This is a genomic window from Nakamurella panacisegetis, assembly GCF_900104535.1.
Taxonomy (GTDB): domain Bacteria; phylum Actinomycetota; class Actinomycetes; order Mycobacteriales; family Nakamurellaceae; genus Nakamurella; species Nakamurella panacisegetis.
Window position 1 is genome coordinate 900,259 of the sequence record NZ_LT629710.1, and the last position, 18,357, is coordinate 918,615.

General features: G+C 70.3%; 16 protein-coding genes. 3 read left to right on the forward strand and 13 right to left on the reverse strand.

Going from position 1 to position 18,357, the window contains the following annotated elements; all coding sequences use genetic code 11:
- Positions 1 to 97: 97 nt before the first annotated feature.
- From BLS97_RS03950 to BLS97_RS03975, 6 genes are all read right to left on the reverse strand, one after another.
- Positions 98 to 520: a molybdenum cofactor biosynthesis protein MoaE gene (locus BLS97_RS03950; protein WP_090474687.1), complete on the reverse strand. Its 423-nt coding sequence runs from the start codon at positions 518 to 520 to the stop codon at positions 98 to 100.
- The gene (locus BLS97_RS03955) at positions 520 to 1,005 is read right to left on the reverse strand and encodes a MogA/MoaB family molybdenum cofactor biosynthesis protein (RefSeq protein WP_090474688.1); all 486 of its coding nucleotides are present in this window, start codon (positions 1,003 to 1,005) and stop codon (positions 520 to 522) included. The genes BLS97_RS03950 and BLS97_RS03955 overlap by 1 nt, the downstream gene beginning before the upstream one ends.
- Positions 1,002 to 1,493 carry a cyclic pyranopterin monophosphate synthase MoaC gene (gene moaC, locus BLS97_RS03960; protein WP_231988343.1) on the reverse strand — a complete coding sequence of 164 codons (492 nt, stop codon included), beginning with the start codon at positions 1,491 to 1,493 and terminating at the stop codon, positions 1,002 to 1,004. Before moaC ends, BLS97_RS03955 begins: the two co-directional genes overlap by 4 nt.
- On the reverse strand, positions 1,490 to 2,917 hold the full coding sequence (locus tag BLS97_RS03965; protein WP_090474689.1) for an NAD-dependent malic enzyme: 1,428 nt from the start codon (positions 2,915 to 2,917) through the stop codon (positions 1,490 to 1,492). The genes moaC and BLS97_RS03965 overlap by 4 nt, the downstream gene beginning before the upstream one ends.
- 163 nt (positions 2,918 to 3,080) lie before the next feature.
- Entirely contained in the window at positions 3,081 to 3,659 is a 579-nt protein-coding gene (locus tag BLS97_RS03970; RefSeq protein WP_090474690.1) for a nucleotidyltransferase family protein, read from the reverse strand.
- Entirely contained in the window at positions 3,656 to 3,838 is a 183-nt protein-coding gene (locus tag BLS97_RS03975) for a hypothetical protein (RefSeq protein ID WP_090481259.1), read from the reverse strand. Before BLS97_RS03975 ends, BLS97_RS03970 begins: the two co-directional genes overlap by 4 nt.
- 212 nt (positions 3,839 to 4,050) lie before the next feature.
- On the opposite strand from BLS97_RS03975, the gene BLS97_RS03980 reads away from it, so the two are divergent.
- Positions 4,051 to 6,273 (forward strand): helicase C-terminal domain-containing protein, encoded by a 2,223-nt coding sequence (locus BLS97_RS03980; RefSeq protein WP_090474691.1) that lies wholly within the window; start codon positions 4,051 to 4,053, stop codon positions 6,271 to 6,273.
- 121 nt (positions 6,274 to 6,394) lie between these two features.
- Here the strand turns inward: BLS97_RS03980 and BLS97_RS03985 are convergent, their stop codons facing one another.
- A complete protein-coding gene (locus BLS97_RS03985; RefSeq protein ID WP_157695161.1) occupies positions 6,395 to 6,775 on the reverse strand; it encodes a hypothetical protein in 381 nt (126 codons plus the stop codon).
- Here BLS97_RS03985 and BLS97_RS03990 point away from each other — a divergent pair.
- Positions 6,744 to 7,880: a L,D-transpeptidase gene (locus BLS97_RS03990; RefSeq protein WP_090474693.1), complete on the forward strand. Its 1,137-nt coding sequence runs from the start codon at positions 6,744 to 6,746 to the stop codon at positions 7,878 to 7,880. The genes BLS97_RS03985 and BLS97_RS03990 overlap by 32 nt on opposite strands.
- A gap of 18 nt (positions 7,881 to 7,898) precedes the next feature.
- Here BLS97_RS03990 and BLS97_RS03995 read toward each other — a convergent pair whose 3' ends face one another.
- The 4 genes from BLS97_RS03995 to aceA all read right to left on the reverse strand — a co-directional run bounded on the left by BLS97_RS03995 (position 7,899) and on the right by aceA (position 14,389).
- Positions 7,899 to 8,561, reverse strand: coding sequence for an LppU/SCO3897 family protein (locus BLS97_RS03995; RefSeq protein WP_157695162.1), 663 nt, complete (start codon positions 8,559 to 8,561; stop codon positions 7,899 to 7,901).
- Positions 8,562 to 8,616: 55 nt separating this feature from the next.
- The gene (locus BLS97_RS04000; protein ID WP_090474695.1) at positions 8,617 to 11,151 is read right to left on the reverse strand and encodes a DEAD/DEAH box helicase; all 2,535 of its coding nucleotides are present in this window, start codon (positions 11,149 to 11,151) and stop codon (positions 8,617 to 8,619) included.
- Between the two features lie 95 nt (positions 11,152 to 11,246).
- On the reverse strand, positions 11,247 to 13,001 hold the full coding sequence (gene aceB / locus BLS97_RS04005; protein ID WP_090474696.1) for a malate synthase A: 1,755 nt from the start codon (positions 12,999 to 13,001) through the stop codon (positions 11,247 to 11,249).
- Positions 13,002 to 13,060: 59 nt separating this feature from the next.
- On the reverse strand, positions 13,061 to 14,389 hold the full coding sequence (aceA, locus tag BLS97_RS04010; RefSeq protein ID WP_090474697.1) for an isocitrate lyase: 1,329 nt from the start codon (positions 14,387 to 14,389) through the stop codon (positions 13,061 to 13,063).
- A gap of 121 nt (positions 14,390 to 14,510) precedes the next feature.
- Here aceA and BLS97_RS04015 point away from each other — a divergent pair, with 121 nt between their 5' ends.
- Positions 14,511 to 15,953 (forward strand): helix-turn-helix transcriptional regulator, encoded by a 1,443-nt coding sequence (locus tag BLS97_RS04015; RefSeq protein ID WP_231988344.1) that lies wholly within the window; start codon positions 14,511 to 14,513, stop codon positions 15,951 to 15,953.
- Between the two features lie 37 nt (positions 15,954 to 15,990).
- Here the strand turns inward: BLS97_RS04015 and BLS97_RS04020 are convergent, their stop codons facing one another.
- Positions 15,991 to 16,818: an LppU/SCO3897 family protein gene (locus BLS97_RS04020; RefSeq protein ID WP_157695163.1), complete on the reverse strand. Its 828-nt coding sequence runs from the start codon at positions 16,816 to 16,818 to the stop codon at positions 15,991 to 15,993.
- Positions 16,819 to 16,974: 156 nt separating this feature from the next.
- On the reverse strand, positions 16,975 to 18,255 hold the full coding sequence (locus tag BLS97_RS04025; protein WP_157695164.1) for an MFS transporter: 1,281 nt from the start codon (positions 18,253 to 18,255) through the stop codon (positions 16,975 to 16,977).
- Positions 18,256 to 18,357: the final 102 nt, after the last annotated feature.

Here is an 18,357-nt window from a genome sequence, read left to right on the forward strand (position 1 = left end):
AGTCCTCGCCCGTTTCGGAGGACCCGTTCCGAGAAGAGGGGCCGCGACCAGTTGGTCGCGGCCCCTCTTCGCTTCGACAACGCCCCCGCCAGATGCGTCAGGCCGATCCGACCCACTCGTCCCGCCCGTCGGTGAACACCTGCCGCTTCCACACCGGGAGCCGGCGTTTCACCTCTTCGACCAGATCCGAGCAGGCGTCGAACGCCTCCTGCCGGTGGGCGGCGGACACCGCGGCCGCCAGGGCGATGTCGCCCACGCCGAGCAGTCCGTAGCGATGGGTGACGGCGACCGCGATGACCCCGTCCCGGTCGGCCAGGTCGGCCGCCACCCGCGCCACCACCGCGGCCGCGGTCGGATGGACCTGATACTCCAGCTCGGTCACCGATTCGCCGTGGTCGTGATCGCGCACCACACCGGCGAACGTCACCGTCGCCCCGGCCGCCCGGTCCTGCACGGCGTCGTGATGAGCGGTCAGGTCCAGCGCGTCGGAGCTGACCCCGGCGAGGGCGACCCGACCCATCAGACGCCGCCGCCGGGCCGGTGGTCGCCACCCGAGATCTGTTCCAGCGCATGGGCCATCACCCGGTACAGCACGCCGAGACCGTCCTTGACCCCGCCCGTCGAGCCGGGCAGGTTGACGATCAACGTCCGCTCGGCCACCCCGACGATGCCCCGCGACAACATGGCGGTCGGCACGGCGTCGCCGCCGGCCCGCCGGATCGCGTCGGCCAGACCGGGCACGTCGTAGTCGATGACGGCCGCCGTGGCCTGCGGCGTCCGGTCGGTCGGGGACAGGCCGGTGCCACCTGAGGTGATCACCAGGTCGGCCCCGACGGCCGACCGCAACGCCTCCTCGACCGCCGGGCCGTCGGCCACGACGATCGGACCCTGAACGGCAAAACCCTTGTCGGCCAGCCATTGCGCGATGATCGGGCCGGTGCGATCGGTGTAGATGCCGTTGGCGGCCCGGGTCGAGGCGATGATGACCACCGCTGACCGCTTCATGACGTGGCCCCTTCCGGGCGCGTCCAGGACCCGGTCTTGCCGCCGTCCTTGCTCTCCACCCGGACGGCGTCGATCGTCGCGGCCGGATCCACCGCCTTGATCATGTCGTGCAGCGTGAGGCCGGCCACGGCGACCGCGGTCAGGGCTTCCATCTCGACGCCGGTGCGGTCGGTGGTCCGCACGGTGACGGTGATCTTGATGGCGGTCGCGGTCAGGTCGAGGTCGATGACCACTCCGGAGAGCGCGATCGGATGGCAGAGCGGGATCAGCTCGGGCGTCTTCTTGGCCGCCATGATCCCGGCGATCCGGGCCGAGGCCAGCGCGTCGCCCTTGGGCAGACCGTCCCGCCGGAGCAACTCGATCACCTCGGCCGTGGTGTGGACCCACCCGGTGGCCACGGCGGCGCGGGGGGTGGGCGCCTTGTCCCCGACGTCGACCATCCGGGCCTTGCCGTGCTCGTCCGTGTGCGAGAAGGTCGGGCCGGTCACGAGGTGGCCGCCGATTCCTTGGCTCCGCCGGCAACGTGCTGGCCGTCGCGGGCCGCCGCCACCACGGCCCGGGCCACCGCTTTGGCGACCTTCTCGTCGAACACGCTGGGCACGATGTAGGAGGCGTTGAGCTGGTCCGGGGCCACCACGTCGGCGATGGCCAGGGCGGCGGCGGTCAGCATCTCGTCGGTGATCATCCGGGCCTGAGCGTCCAGCAGACCACGGAAGACGCCCGGGAAGGCGAGCACGTTGTTGATCTGGTTGGGGAAGTCGGATCGGCCGGTGGCCACCACCGCGGCGTGCTGCTGGGCCTCGATGGGGTCCACCTCGGGGTCCGGGTTGGCCAGGGCGAAGACGATGGCGTCGCTGTTCATCTTCTCGATGTCGGCCCCGGTGAGGATGTTCGGGGCGGACACCCCGATGAAGACGTCGGCGCCCACGATCGCGTCGTGGATGGATCCGGCCTGCACGTACTTGTTGGTCCGGGACGCCACCTCGGCCAGATTGGGATCCATGCCCTCGCGGCCGCGGTGGACGATGCCCTTGATGTCGACGGCGACGATGTCGGCCGGATCCTGGTGCAGCAGGAGGCGGATGATCGCGTTGCCGGCCGCCCCGACCCCGGACACCACGATCCGGCAGTCCCGGATGTCCTTCTTCACCACGCGCAGCGCGTTGCGCAGCGCGGCCACCACCACGATCGCCGTGCCGTGCTGGTCGTCGTGGAAGACCGGGATGTCCAGCAGTTCCCGCAGGCGCCGCTCGATCTCGAAGCACCGCGGCGCGGCGATGTCCTCGAGGTTGATCCCGCCGTAGACCGGAGCGATGAGCTGCACCGTCCGGATGATCTCCTCGGTGTCGGTGGAGTCGATGCACACCGGCCACGCGTCGACCCCGGCGAACTTCTTGAACAGGGCGGCCTTGCCCTCCATCACCGGCAGTGCCGCGGCCGGACCGATGTTGCCCAGGCCCAGCACCGCCGTGCCGTCGGTGACGACGGCGACCGTGTTCCGCTTGATGGTCAGCCGGCGGGCGTCGTCGGGGTTCTCGGCGATCGCCATGCAAACCCGGGCCACGCCGGGGGTGTAGGCGCGAGACAGATCGTCGCGGTTCCGCAGCGGGACCTTGGAGGTGACCTCGATCTTGCCGCCGAGGTGGACCAGGAACGTGCGGTCGGACACCTTGCGGACGGTGACGCCCGGCAGCGCGTTGACCGCATCGGTGATCTCGTCGGCGTGGTCGGCCGACAGGGCGTTGGCCGAGAGGTCGACGACCATCAGGCCGGCCGCCGACTCGACCACGTCGAACGCGGTGATCACGCCTCCGGCCCGCCCGACCGCGCTCGTCAGATCACCGGCCGCCGACGCCGACGGCGGGGCGGCGATCCGCATGGTGATCGAATATCCGGGACCTGGGATGGCCATGTTCGTCAAACCCTCTCTGAACCGCACACGATGTTCGACACCGGTGGCAGGCTCGAGAGAGCCGGCAACGCCGCAGGTGCACTGCAGGTGAGGGTAGCCCGGCGGGCCGTCCCTGCTCGCCCGATGTGAGGCCGGACCCAAGTGGCAAGGGCCACGTCAGGACTCACAGTTGATCCGGCCGGTCCACGTCGCGCCCACCGCCGAGGTCTCCGCATTCGATCAGATCGGCCCCGTGGGCGCCCAGGTACTCGCGAGCGCCACTGTCGCCCACCGCGCCGGTGATGACCCCGTCGAAGTGTTCGCGGCCGATCAGCACCGGGTGTCCGGGTCGGCCCTGGTAGGCGGCCCGCGACAGGGACCGGGACGGGTCCGTCCGGTCCAGGTGAGCCAGGAGGCGATCGACCACCGCGCGCCCGACGTCCGGCAGGTCGACCAGCATGACCACGGCGGCCGCCGCGGGTGTGTGCCCGATCGCGGTCAGCCCCGCGCGGAGACTGGACCCCATCCCGGTCAGGTGGTCCGGGTTGACCAGCACCTCCACCGTGGGCGGCAGGATCTCGCGCACCGCATCCGCCTCGGCCCCGATCACGACGACGATCCGGTCACATCCGGCCAGGGCGTCGACAGCACGCAGCACCCACGGCCCGGAGCCGCTGTCGACGAGCGCTTTCGGTTGCCCGAACCGGCGTCCGGACCCGGCGGCCAGCAGCAGGCCGGTGACCGGGGGTGCGGGAGCGGTCAGCGGTTGATGACCGTGGTCGGGTGGATGTACGGGATCTGGTCGCCGCTCAGCGGGAAGTCGACCTCACCGAACGGGGACAGCGCGCCCTGCCGATCGGCGTTGAACTCGCTGACCGCGTGGCCGCCTTCCTCGATCTCGGGCCACCGCGGGTCGACGCCCTTGGTCTTCTTCGAGGCCATCGGTGACTCCTCACATTGCGGATGCACCGGCATCCGCGCCGGCCCGGATTGCCCGGGCGAACGACGACGTCGCTCACGGCCCAGTATCCAGCACCGTCGGTGACGCCGACAACCGGCGGACCCGGCATCGACCGGCGCCCGTCCTCCGGGCTGCCGGGAGCTGGGTCGACGAGGGCGGTTGGAGTCGTTGAGCGCGAGATAGGTTTGCACATGTGGCATCCACTCTCGAATGGCTGCGCGGCCGGGACGACGCCGCCTTGATGGAGATGCTGCGCGCCCGCCCCGACCTCACCGTCCCGGCGCCGACCGATCTGTCGGTGCTGGCCCGACGTCTGGACAGCCCGCCCTCCGTCTGGCGGGCCCTGGAGTCGCTGAATCGCTTCGCGGTCCAGGTCCTGGAGTCCGTCGTACTGCTGGGCGCCGGCCAACACGCGGTGACCCCGGCCGAGGTCACCGCCTTCCTGGGCAAGGACGCCCCGATCCGACAGGTGAAGCGGGTGTTCGGCGAACTGGAGACGCTGGCCCTGGTCCGCGGCGGCGCCGCGGTCCGGCCGTCGGCCGCCGTGCCGGCCGCGATGGGCGAGTTTCCCGGCGGGTTCGGACCACCCGGACGGCTGACCGCCGACGAGACGGCCCTGGCCCTGGCGTCCGCGTCGGATGACGGACGGGCCCTGCTGGCCCGGCTGGCCAAGGGTCGCCCGCGCGGGACCGTCGGAACCACCGGTCCCCTGGCCGATCTGGTGCGCGGACTGGTGGACGCCGGCCTGCTGATCCGGGTGGACCAGGCCACCGTACTGCTCCCCCGCGAGGTGGGGCTGGCGTTGCGGGGAACAGCGCCGCTCGGCCCCGTGCACACGTCCAGCCCGCCGGTCACCTTCGTCGAGAAGGGGACCGCGACGGTCGACGGCACCGCCGCCGGGCAGGCTGTCGCGGCGGTGGCGGTGGCCAACCGGATGCTCGACCTGCTGGGGCAGGTCCCGGCGCCCGCACTCAAGTCGGGCGGCATGGGCGTCCGGGAGCTGCGGCGGCTGGCCAAGGAACTGGACCTCGACCCTGCCATCACGGCGTTGCATGTCGAACTGCTGGCCGCCGCTGGCCTGATCGCGACCAGCGAACCGCGCACGAAGACCGCGCTGAACTCCTGGACGCCGACCGGCGCGGCCGACGACTTCGCCGACGGTGACGTCGAGGAATCCTGGTCACTGCTGGCGACGACGTGGCTGGACCTGCGACGCGATCCGTCCCGGACCGGGACGAAGGACGCCGCCGGCAAGGTGCTGGCCGCCCTGTCGGCCGAGCTGTCCTGGGTCCGCGGGCCGGTCGACCGGCGTTTCGTGCTCGCCGCGTTGGCCGAACTGCCGCCCGGCACCGGCCTGGAACCGGAGAGCCTCTCGACCCGGCTGGCCTGGTCGGCCCCGCTGCGCACCCCGGAACGCCGGGACCCGATGGCCGCCACCGTCATCGCCGAGGCCACCGCGCTGGGAATCGTGGCGTTCAGCGCCATCTCGACCGCGGGCCGGCGACTGCTCACCGGAACGGCTCAGGAGGCCGCCGCGGAACTGACCAGTGCATTGCCGTCGCCGGTGGACAAGGTGATGGTGCAGGCCGATCTGACCGTGGTCGCCCCTGGGCGTCTGGTGCCAGAGCTGGCCGCCCGGCTGGCCGCCGCCGCCGAGGTGGAATCGGCCGGCAGCGCGACGGTGTACCGAGTGACACCGGACAGCCTCCGGCGCGCCTTCGACGGCGGCGCGTCGACCGGAGACCTGCACGAGTTGTTCGAGCAGCACTCGCTGACCGGCGTGCCGCAGGCGCTCACCTATCTGATCGACGACGTCGCACGCCGGCACGGCGTGCTGCGGGTCGGCGCCGCCGCGTCCTACCTCCGCAGCGAGGACCCGGCGTTGATCGACCAGGCGATCGCCCAGGCCGCGTCGTCGGGGGTGCTGGTCCGTCGGCTGGCCCCGACGGTGGCCATCTCCACCAGTCGGCTGGAGGACCTGCTGGCCCCACTTCGTCAGGCGGGGCTGGTGCCGGCCGCCGAGGACGCGTCCGGCACGGTCATCGACCTGCGGGCGGCGCCGCAGCGTACCGGCGGCGCGACCCTGGCTCCGGCCCGTCGTCGTGAACCGCCGCTGCCGTCCGAGGACCAGCTGACGGCGCTGATCGGGCGGATGCGCAGCGCCGACAGCAACCCGGAGACGGCCGAACAGTCGCCACAGGAGACTCTGGCCCTGCTCCGGCACGCCGCCGACCACCGCGGCGCGGTCTGGATCGGATACGTCGATTCCGAGGGGGGTACCACTCGACGGATGATCGAGCCGGTCGCGGTCTCCGGCGGCGCGGTGGCCGCGTTCGATCGGCTGCGGGACACCATGCGCACCTTCGCCCTGCACCGCATCACCGGCGTCCAGGCGGTACCGGACGCCGCACCGTGAAGGCTGGCCCGGCCGTCGAAGTTGCCCCGGTCGGCGGGTTCGGACCGCGCCGACCGCAGTGGTGTCCCGGACACGCCCGATCAACCTTTCCCAAAGGCAACCTTCACGTGACCTGAGCCGTCTACGCTTCGAACAACCCGGGATGTTCGGCCCGGTCGGCGACCCGATCGGCGGCCGATGCCACATATCGGTCGTCGCATTGATAACGAATTAATGACGTGGGCGGGACGGTAGGTCGGAATATGCGCGGAACATCCATCAGGTTCGCGGTATCTGCGGTGTTGGTCGGTGCGTTGTTGGCCGCGTGCACCGGCAAGACCTCGTCTTCGTCGTCGAATTCGGTGCCGTCACCGGCCACCGCCGGATCGTCGTCCGCCACGGCGGCCGCGGCCACCGGTTCCTCGACCCAGGTGACCGTCCCCCCGGTGTCGTCCGCCCCGGCCACGCTCACCCCGGTCACGAGCCCGCCCGTGCTGTCGTCCACCACCACGTCGACCACCACCCCCACCACGGTCATCATCCCGGCCGCCACGATTGCGGTCAGTCCGCGACTCGGTAGCCGGGGCATCTCCCCGCGCACCGCGATCACCATCCAGGCCGACCACGGCACGCTGGCCGACGTCGTCATGCGCGGTACCGACGGCACCGTGGTGAAGGGCTCGTTGAGCACCGACCGTCGGACCTGGAGATTGGGCGAACCGCTCGGATACGACGCCACGTACGACGTCACCGGCAAAGCGGTCGCGGCCAACGGCAAGATCACCGCACTCAAGGGGAGCTACAGCACGGTCAGCCCGGACAACGTCATCAGCGCCAGCATCTCCCCCGGAGACGGGGACACCGTCGGCATCGGCGCACCGATCCTGATCAGTCTGGGCACCGACATCGTCGACACCGTCGGCCGGCAGAACATCGAGAAGGCCATCACGGTCACCACGGTGCCGAAGACCGAGGGTTCGTTCGCCTGGATCCAGCACGACGACGGCTGGGGTCTGGACTGGCGGCCCAAGTCGTACTGGGCGCCGGGCACCAAGGTCACCGTCAAAGCCGACCTCTATGGGGTCAGCTACGGCGGAAACCTGTGGGGCAAGGAGGATCTCACCTCCAGCTTCACCATCGGCCGGGCCGAGATCACCAAGGGCGACATCAGTACCCACCGGCTGAAGGTGTACCGCGACGGCAAGTTGGTCTTCGACTTCCCCACCTCGTTCGGGCTCGAATCCGATCCCGGCCGGGTCACCCGCGGCGGCACGTACATCGTGATGGGCAAGGAATACCTGCACCTGATGTCCAATCCGGCGTACCACTACTTCAACTTCAAGGCCTATTACGCGGTTCGGATCTCCAACAACGGCACGTTCATCCACGCCAACGACGGCACCGCCGACATTCAGGGCTACGAGAACGTGACCCACGGCTGCGCGAATCTGACGATGACCAACGCCAAGGCCTTCTACGACCAGACCCTGTACGGAGACCCGGTGGAGATCACCAACTCCTCCATCCCGATGTCCCAGTCGGACGGCGACATCTACGACTGGTCCATCCCGTGGTCGAAGTGGCAGACGCTGTCGGCGCTGAGCGAGTCATACGCCTACGCCAGCTGACTCACCGGCCCGGCCCACCTATTTGGCGGCGAGACAGAGCACCTGCGAGCTGTAGCGGTGCACGAGCGACGCCTGGGTACCGGAGGGGCAGTCGGACGGGTCGATGGTGTTCCGCAGGATCGCCGTCACCTTGAGCACCCCGGTCTCCGTGCTGGCGCAACTGACCTTGCCGACCCCGGTCGAATGATCGCCGGCGAACAGGCACTGGCCGACCGTGGCGACGTAGTCCAGGCAGAGCACGGTCGGGCCGGTACCGACCACGACGACGTCGGACGGCGTCGCGCTGCAGTCACTGGCGTCCGAACTGCCGCCATGACGACCGACGACCGAGAAGTCCGCGGCGGGGTCGGTGCAGCTGACGACGCCGGACAGGCGTTGGCCGCTGGAGGACAGGCAATCGCCGACCGCGACCGACGAGGAACCGACCGAGCCGAGCGGACGGGCGTTGTTCATCCACACCCCGAGCGCGACCACCAGGCCGAGCGCGACCACGATCAGCCCGACGACCAGAAGGGTCCGGTTGACCGGCGCCCGCTCGAGCGGTTCAGGCGTCAGGCCGAAGACCGGCGCGGTGGCGGCCCAGGGCGCGCCCGGACCACTGGGCCGCACGTCGGCGGCCGGTAGCCCGCCGGGGCCGATCGGCATCGCGTGCCACCGGGGCGGGGCGTCGGGTTCGGCCATGTCCGCAGCCTACTGACGCCGCGGTGACCGCTCCGGGGCACCACCGGTCAGCGGCTCAGCCGGTCAGCGGGCCGACGTCGAGGATCCGCACCACGGGTTCGCCGACCTCGTCGCTCGCCTCCAGGTCGACTTCGGCCGTGATACCCCAGTCGCGGTCGGAGTCCGGGTCGTCGAAGGTCTGGCGGACCGACCACGCCTGCGGTCCGTGGGTGATCACGATCAGCTGGGCCGAACGGGCCGTCGGGCCGACGCCGAGGTCGCTGTACTCGTCCCAGTACGGCTCGATCGCCTCCTGCCAGCGGGCCGCGTCCCAGCCGTGTTCGCCGTCGAGTTCGCCCAGTACGTCGAACCGGCCAAGGGATACCAGTTCGACCCGGCGGAACAGCGCGTTGCGCACCATGATGGTGAACGCCCGGACGTTCGCGCTGACACCGCGCGCCGCGGTGGGTGGCCGGACGTCGGTGAGGCCGGCCTCGTCCGGGTCCGGATGGGCCAGGGCCTCCCACTCGTCGAGCAGGCTGGAGTCGACGCCGCGAACCAGCTCGCCGAGCCAGGAGATCAGGTCGCTCAGTTCTTCGGTACGGGCGTCCTGCGGCACGGTGCGGCGCATGGCCCGGTAGGCGTCGGCGAGGTACCGCAGCACCACGCCCTCCGAGCGTTGCAGCTGGTAGAACGCCACGTACTCGGAGAAGTTCATCGCCCGCTCGTACAGGTCACGCACCACCGATTTCGGCTCCGGGTGGTATTCGGTGATCCACGGGTGCCCCGCCCGATACGACTCGAACGCCACCTCGACCAGGTCGGCGAGCGGCTTGGGATAGTCGACGTCCTCGAGCAGCGCCATCCGCTCCTCGTACTCGATGCCGTCGCTCTTCATCGCCTGGACCGCCTCACCCCGCGCCTTGAACCGCTGGGCCGAGAGCACCGGACCGGGCCCTTCCAAGGTGGCCTCGATCAGCGAGACGACATCCAGCGCGTACTCGGGCGACTCCCGGTCGAGCAGGTCGAGGGCGGCCAGGGCCAGCGGCGACAACGGCTGGTCGAGGGCGAAGTCGAGCTGGAGGTCGGCCGTCATGTGGTAGTTGCGGCCCTCCTCGTCCGGCACGTCCAGCTTGATGACGATCCCGGCCGCCAGCAGCGCCTTGCCGATGGCCAGGGCCCGCAGCGAGTGCTGGAGCTGACGATTGCGCGGGTCGTGGCTGGTGTCGATCAGCCGGCGCATACCGGAGAACGCGTCGCCGGGGCGGGACAGCACGCCGAGCAGCATGGCGTGGCTGACCCGGAAGTGGGAGCTCAACGGTTCCGGGTCAGCGGCCACCAGCCGGTCGAAGGTCTGCTCGCTCCAGCCGACGAATCCGTCCGGGGGCTTCCGCTTGACGACCTTCTTCTTCTTCGGGTCGAGGGCGGCCTTGGCCGCCGTCTTGTAGTTCTCGATGACGTGCTCTGGCGCCAGGACCACCACGTCACCGGCGACGTCGAAGCCGGCCCGGCCGGCGCGCCCGGCGATCTGGTGGAACTCGCGGGCCGAGAGCACACGGGTGCGGTGCCCGTCGTACTTGGCCAGGCCGGTGAACAGCACCGTCCGGATCGGGACGTTGATGCCGACGCCCAGGGTGTCGGTCCCGCAGATCACCTTGAGCAACCCCGACTGGGCCAGCTTCTCCACCAGACGCCGGTACTTGGGCAGCATTCCGGCGTGATGGACGCCGATACCGTGCCGGATCAGCCGGGCCAGCGTGCGCCCGAACCCCGGCGAGAACCGGAAATCGCCGATCAACTCGGCGATCTGATCCCGTTCGGCCCGGGTGGCCACCGTGATGCTGGTCAGCGCCTGCGCCCGTTCCAGGGCCGCCTGCTGGGTGAAGTGCACGATGTACACCGGGGCCCGGCCGGTGGCCAGCAGATCCTCCAGGGTCTCCTGCAACGGCACCTGGACGTACGAGAAGTGCAGTGGGACCGGGCGTTCCACCCCGTCGATGAGGGTGGTCGGGCGGCCCGTCCGCTCGGTCAGGTCGCGGGCGAAGAAGCGGACGTCGCCGAGGGTGGCCGACATCAGGATGAACTGGGCATGCGGCAGCTCGAGCAGCGGAACCTGCCAGGCCCACCCGCGTTGCCGGTCGCCGTAGTAGTGGAACTCGTCCATCACGACGACGCCCGGATCGGCGTCGGCGCCGCCCCGGAGGGCCACCGAGGCCAGGATCTCGGCCGTGCAGCAGATGATCGGAGCGGACGAGTTGACCGAGGAGTCCCCGGTGATCATGCCGACGTTGGCCGGGCCGAAGATCTCCGTCAGGTCGAAGAACTTCTCCGAGACCAGGGCCTTGATCGGGGCCGTGTAGTACGCCCGGCGCCCCGCGGCCAACCCGGCGAACAGGGCGGCCGTGGCGACCAGGCTCTTGCCCGACCCGGTCGGGGTGGCCACGATGACGTTCGCGTCGGACACGATCTCCAGCAGGGCCTCCTCCTGGTGCGGGTAGAGGTCGATGCCGCGACCGGTGGCCCATGCGGTGAAGGTGTCGAAGAGGGATCCGGGGTCGCTCTCGGCCGGTGGGGTCAGCGTGGCCTCCGTGCTGGGGGCGCCGGTCGTCATGTCCTGAGCCTTTCACGGTTGCGGCTCCCGTTCCGACCGCGGCCTCCGGCCCGGGGGGCTCGACATCGCCCGCCCGGCCGGACGCCCGGGCCGCCTTACACCCGCTCGGACATGCGCAGATCCTCCGGACGGAGTTCACCGGTCATCCGCAGACCACTCTCCAGCAGGTACTTCACGTAGCCGTACTGCGTGAAGAAGCCGGGCATGGTCTCGCCCAGTGCGGCATAGGCGAAGATGTCCGCGGCCGCGGCCAGTCGCGGTCGCATCGGATCCGGCGCGGTGCGGCCCAGCCGGGCCAGCTCCTCGTCGAGCAGGCGGCGGACCAGCCCCACGGTGACCGTGGGCCCTTCGGCCAGACGGACACCGTTGTGGATCCACTGCCACACCTGGGCCCGCGAGATCTCCACCGTCGCGGCGTCCTCCATCAGGTTGTCCAGCGCGACCGCCCCGGACCCGCCGACCCAGGCCGCCAGGTACCGCAAGGCGACCGAGATGTTCGTGCGCAAGCCGTGCTGGGTCACCGCCCCGCGGGCCGAGCCGACGTCGAGCAGGTCGGCCGCCTGCACCTTCACCTCGGGCCGCTGGCGAGCGATCTGGTGCGGTCGCTCCCCTAGGACGGCCTCGAAGGCCGCCGCGGCCACCGGGACCAGGCCCGGGTGGGCCACCCACGATCCGTCGAACCCGTCCGCGGCCTCCCGCTGCTTGTCGGCCCGCACCTTGGCCAGTGCCACCTTGGTCGCACCCTCGTCCTGACGGTTCGGGACGAATGCGGCCATCCCGCCGATCGCGTGAGCACCCCGGCGGTGACACGTGGCCACCAGCAGTTCCGTGTACGCCCGCATGAAGGGCGTCGTCATGGTGATCTCCGAGCGGTCGGGCAGCACGAACTCGGGCCCTCGATGCGCGAAAGTCCTGATGTAGGAAAAGATGTAGTCCCACCGGCCGGCGTTCAGCCCGGCGCTGTGATCCCGCAGCTCGTACAGGATCTCCTCCATCTCGAAGGCGGCCGGGAGCGTCTCGATCAGCACCGTGGCCCGGATCGTGGCCTGCGGGATGCCGAGCAGGTCCTGGGCCAGCACGAAGACGTCGTTCCAGAGCCGGGCCTCCCACTGGGACTCCAGCTTCGGCAGGTAGAAGTACGGGCCCGCGCCGCGGGCGATCAACTCCCTGGCGTTGTGCCAGAAGTACAGGCCGAAATCGACGAGCGAGGCGGGCAGCGGGCGCCCGTCGATGGTCAGGTGCTTCTCGCACAGGTGCCAGCCGCGGGGCCGCATCAGGACGGTCGGCGTTCGCTCGCCGACCCGATAGTCCTTGCCGCCCTCGGTGAACGACAGCTGCCCGCGGATCGCATCGAACAGGTTCAGCTGCCCGGAGATGATGTTCTCCCAGGTCGGCGCGGTGGAATCCTCCAGGTCGGCCATCCAGACGTCCGCCCCGGAGTTCAGCGCGTTGATCGTCATCTTCACCGTCGGCGGCCCGGTGATCTCGACCCGCCGGCGGATCAGCCCGGGCGCCGGGGGCGCCACCTGCCATGACGGGTCGGCCCGGACCGACCGCGAGACGCCGAGGAACCCGGGAGTCTCTCCGGCCGAGATCCGCTTCGCCCTGGCCCGGCGCTGGGCCAGCAGTTCCGCACGCCGTCCGGCGAACGCTCCGTCCAGCGCGGCGACGAACGCCAGCGCGTCCGGCGTGAGGATTTCCTCGCCCCGCGGGATCTGCGGGCCGCGGATGGCCGGGATGCGCGCCGGGGGCGCGCCGGCCGGGCGGTCGTCGATGGAGGACGGTCCGGGCGCCGCCGAGTCGACCGGGGCGGACGGTTCGGTCGGGGTGTGATCAATGGTCGAGGTCATGTCGGTGCCTTTCTGCCGATGAAGGATTTCGATCAGGGTTGTTCGTGAATCCGGGACGATCAGTGGAACTGCTGCGCCTCGGTCGAGCCGAGCAGCGCCAGCGTGCCGCTGTCCGGGTTGATGGCGGTCGACACCTTGTCGAAGTAGCCGGTCCCGACCTCCGCCTGATGCTTGATGGCGGTGTAACCGGCGAGCTCGTCGGCGAACTCCGCTTCCTGCAGCTCGACGTAGGCCGACATCCCGGTGCGGGCGTAGCCCGATGCCAGATGGAACATGGAGTGGTTGAGCGCATGGAATCCGGCCAGGGTGATGAATTGGAACGCGTAGCCGAGATCGCCCAGCTCGTCCTGGAAATTCGCGATCTCGGAGTCGGACAATGCGGCTTTCCAGTTGAACGACGGTGAGCAGTTGTAGGCCAGCTTCTTCCCCGGGAAGTCGCGGTGCAGCTCGGTGGCGAATTCGCGGGCCAATCCGAGGTCGGGGGTGCCGGTCTCGACCCAGATCAGGTCCGAGTACGGGGCGTAGGCCCGGGCCCGGGCCAGCACGGGCTCGATGCCGTTGCGGACACGGAAGAACCCTTCACCCGTGCGCTCGCCGGTGGTGAACGGCGCGTCGATCGGGTCGACGTCACTGGTCAGCAGATCGGCGGCCAGCGCGTCCGTGCGGGCCACGACCAGGGTCGGCACCCCGAGGATGTCCGCCGCCAGCCGCGCCGCGTTGAGGGTGCGCACGTGCTGTGCGGTCGGGACGAGCACCTTGCCGCCCAGGTGGCCGCACTTCTTCTCCGACGCCAGCTGGTCCTCCCAGTGGACGCCGGCCGCCCCGGACGCGATCATCGACTTCATCAGTTCGAACGCGTTGAGCGGGCCACCGAAACCGGCCTCGGCGTCGGCGACGATCGGGACCAGGTAGTCCAGGTCGGCCTTGCCGGTGGAGTGGTCGATCTGGTCGGCCCGCATCAGGGCGTTGTTGATGCGCCGGACCACCGCGGGGACCGAGTTGGCCGGGTACAGGCTCTGGTCCGGGTACGTCTGACCGGCCAGGTTGGCGTCGGCGGCGACCTGCCATCCGGACAGATAGATCGCCTCGAGGCCGCCGCGGACCATCTGCACCGCCTGGTTGCCGGTGAGGGCGCCCAGGGCGCGGGTGAACTTGGTGGTCTGGATGGCGTTCCACAGCTTCTCGGCCCCCAGCCGGGCCAGGGTGTGCTCTTCGACGACGCTCCCCCGGAGATTGACCACATCGGCGGCGGTGTACGTCCGTTGGATGCCGGCCCAGCGCTCGGCCGTGGCCCACTCGTGCTCGAGCAGCTGCACGGCGTCGGCCCGGTCTGCGGAAACTGCTTGCGCGGCACAGGAATTGATCTCGGTGACAGGGCTGGTGCTCATCGGTGACTCCTGGCGATCGACGGTCCCTCGGTGGGGCTTGGGACCACCATCGCGTCAAGAACAAGACCTCACCAGGCAATTGTGACGTCAAGAAATGCAGTTCTTGCGGTATTGTGCAGACATGGCGAACCCCGACAACCACACCGATCTGCTCACCGTCGGACGCCGCCTGCGGCACCTGCGACGCACGAAGGGGCTGACCCTGGACGAGGCGGGCCAAGCCGCCGGGCTCAGCGCGTCAGCCCTGTCACTGATCGAGAACGGGAAGCGGGAGCCCAAGCTGTCGGTGCTCACCGCCCTGGCCGGCGCCCTCGGCACCGAATTGTCGGACCTGCTGGCCGGCGAACCTCCGAGCCGCCGGGCGGCATTGGAGATCGAACTGGAGCGGGCTCAGCGGGCTCCCGGGTTCGCGGCGCTCGGCGTTCCCGCCGTCCGGTCGGGACCGCGGCTGCCCACCGAGGCACTCGAGGCCCTGGTCGGGATGCATCGCGCCATCGCCACCGCCGCGGCGGAGCGGGCGGCCACCCCGGAGCAGGCCCGCCGGGCCAATGCCGATCTCCGCGACCGGATGCGCCGGCAGCACAACTACTTCGGTGCGATCGAGAAGACGGCCGACGACCTGCTGACCCGCACCGGCTACACCGCCGGGCCGATCACGCGGACCGGGGTCGACAAGATCGCCGCCCATCTCGGATTCACCCTGGTCCACACCGGTGACCTGCCGTCCTCCACGCGCACCGTCACCGATCTGGCCCACCGCAAGGTGTTCCTACCCCACCCACAGATGGGCCAGCACGATTCACGGACGCTGGCCCTGCAGGCCCTCGGGCACGTGGTGCTCGGCCACCGGGTCCCGGCCGACTACGGCGAGTTCCTGACCCAACGGGTGGAGATCAACTACTTCGCGGCCGCCCTGCTGATCCCCCAGCGCACGGCCGTGCCGATGCTGGCCGGGGCGAAGGCGGCCAAGGACATCGCGATCGAGGACCTGCGGGACGCCTACGCGGTGTCCTACGAGACGGCGGCCCACCGCTTCACCAACCTGGCCACCGAGCACTTCGACCTCCCGGTCCACTTCATGCGGATCTCCTCGTCCGGGATCATCTACAAGGCCTACGAGAACGACGGGGTGCACTTCCCGACCGACGTCGTCGGCGCCATCGAGGGCCAGCGAGTGTGCAAGTACTGGACGGCGCGGGTGGTCTTCGACCAGGCCGACATCTCCGCCGCGTACCGCCAGTACACCGACACCGGCTCCGGGACCTACTGGTGCACCGCGGTTGTCGACCGGACCAACGCCGGCGACTTCTCGGTCAGCGTCGGTCTGCCCTACGCGCAGGCGAAGTGGATGCGGGGACGGGAGACCACGGAACGGTCCCGCTCGCGATGCCCGGACCCGTCGTGCTGCCTGCAGCCGCCGGCCGACCTCGCCGCCCGGTGGGCCGATCAGGTCTGGCCGAGCGCGCGGGTGCACTCCCATCTGCTCGCCGCCATGCCCCCGGGGGTGTTCCCGGGCGTCGACGACACCGAGGTCCTGACCTTCCTGGACCGCCACACGAACTGAGAGCCGAGCGGTGACTGCTCGCCGCTCGGCCGCCGAGTCAGGAAACGGGCGCGAGGCAGTACACCATGTTGCGTTTCGTCAGCGGGAGCCCGAAGGACTGGCCCGGGCACTTCGACTTGTCGGCCGAGTCGGTGATCAGCGACACGACCTTGACAGCGTTGGACGACGTGGCCTGCGCGCACGGCAGTTTCTTCGGCACGTCGGTATCGGCGGCCCCGGGGTCGAGGCAGTCGCCGGCCTTCACGTTGTAGCGCAAGCACACGCGGGTGTCGGGATTGTCCTTCTTCTTGCCCTCCACGTAGGAGGTTTCGTTAGAGTCGCAGGTGATGCTGCTGCCACCGGTCTCGGTCACCACGAAGATGGCGTCGGCCTCCCCGCACGGAGCCTGCGAGGTGTCCGGATTGACGGTGCTCGCGCTGGTGATCTTGATGCAGTCGCCGACATTGGCGGCCGTGGTGGCCGTCTTCTGGTTCTTCACGACGGCGAAGATGACGCCGGCCACGATGACGAGCAGGACCACGCCGATGATGATCAGCCGGTTGCGCTTGGCTCCGGCCGCCGCAGGCGGCGGCGGGACGGATCCGGGCGGCGGATACCCGGGAGCGGCGAACGCGTTCGGGTCCACCGGGTTACCGATCGGTGCACCGTACGGCGCCGGCGCACCGGCCGGGGGCGGATACCCGGGAGCGGCAAACGCATTGGGGTCCATCGGGTTACCGATCGGTGCACCATACGGCGCCGGGGCGCCGGTCGGCGGTGGATACCCGCCGGCCGGCGGAGCGGCCGGGTGGTCGCCCGAGCCGTAGGGCGGCTGCGAACCGCCGAGCGGCGGCTGGTTCGCGTCCGGCGTTCCTGGTGTCGTCATGAGAAATGTCCTCCCCTGTCCACCTCACCCGGACCTGGGCGGGTGCATTCAATCCCGAGCACTGCCATGTCTGTTGACCGGCCGACCCTATAGGCCGGCGAGACGCGGCTGTGGAGTTCTGCACAATATTCAGGAGAATTCGCAGGTAAAGGGTTCTTACTGTGCCGAAATTGTTACCTCGGCCCGCCGAGGACGCCCCGAATCCCGCAACGCCAGTGCGATCCCGGTGCCGATCAGCATGGCGATCACGGACACCGCGAACGCCCCGGCCGGTGACGCACCGGCCAGGCTCCCGCCGATGGACGAGCCGGCCGCATAGCCCACGACCAAGCCGCTGGACAGCAGGGTCATCACGCCGGCCGTTCTCGACGCACTGACCTCACGTTCGGCCAGCGAGAACAGCGTGATGATGTAGGGCCCGACGGCGCATCCGAGCGGCACCATGACGGCGATCGTCGCCGTCACGCCGGAGACGAACAACAGCGGCGTGGCCAGCGCAACCATCACGGCGGCGAAGAACACCAGCCGCGAGGAGAGGGCCCACCGCACCGGGATGGCCGCACTGGACAGGCCGGCGATCGCGGAGCCGACGCCCATGATCGCGTAGATCCCGCCCGCGGCCCCGGCCAGCCCGGCCGCCGTGGCCACGCCGGTGACTCCGGTCTGCATGCCACCGAAGAAGCAGCCGACGGCCATGGTGCCCAGGATCAGCCCCAGGATCCGCGGGGTCAGGGTGCGTCCCGATCGTTGCGAGGCCCGGTCGGCCCCGGTCGGGGTGACCGGCGCGGTCGGGTGCAGCGCGACCAAGGAGCCGAACACGCCGACCAGCACCGCGGCCGTCACCATGGCCAGCGCCGGGGAGGCCAGCGCGGTCATCAGGCTGACCGCGGCCGGGCCGAGCACGTAGGCCGTCTCGTCGGCCGCCCCCTCGTAGGACATCGCGTATCCGAGCCGCGGTCCGCCCTTGGTCATCCGCACCCAGCGGGCCCTGACCATGGGCCCGATCTGCGGCGTCGATGCCCCGGAGAGCAGGGCCAGGCCGTAGATCGACGCCCAAGGGGCGTGCCGGACGACCAATCCGACCAGGGCCAATGTGGCGAGGGCGTTCAGCAGGGAGGCCGCCAGCATGACCGAGCGCTGGCCGAAACGCTCGGCCAGCCGGCCGACCACCGGGCCCCCGACCGCGGAACCGGCGGCCAGGAATCCGGCGGCGACACCGCCGGCGGCGATCGAGGAGAAGCTGGTGGACACCAGCACGACGGTGCCGATCTGCGTCATCGAGATCGGGAGGCGGGCCAGGAAGGCGATCGGCAGGAAACTGCGGCCGGCCATCGCCGGCAGTTGCCGGTACTGGGCCAGGAGGCCGGGGGAAGTGATTTCGACGGCTTCTGGACGGACGCTGATGCTCGCGCGGGGAGCCGGGCGTAGTGCGGTCACTGGGGTACTCCGGGTTTGTCTCGGCGGGCCCCGTCCCACCCCCGGCGCCGCAAACCCTGTACTGACCCCCATGCTATCGATCGTTCGCCGGTGAAATCAACC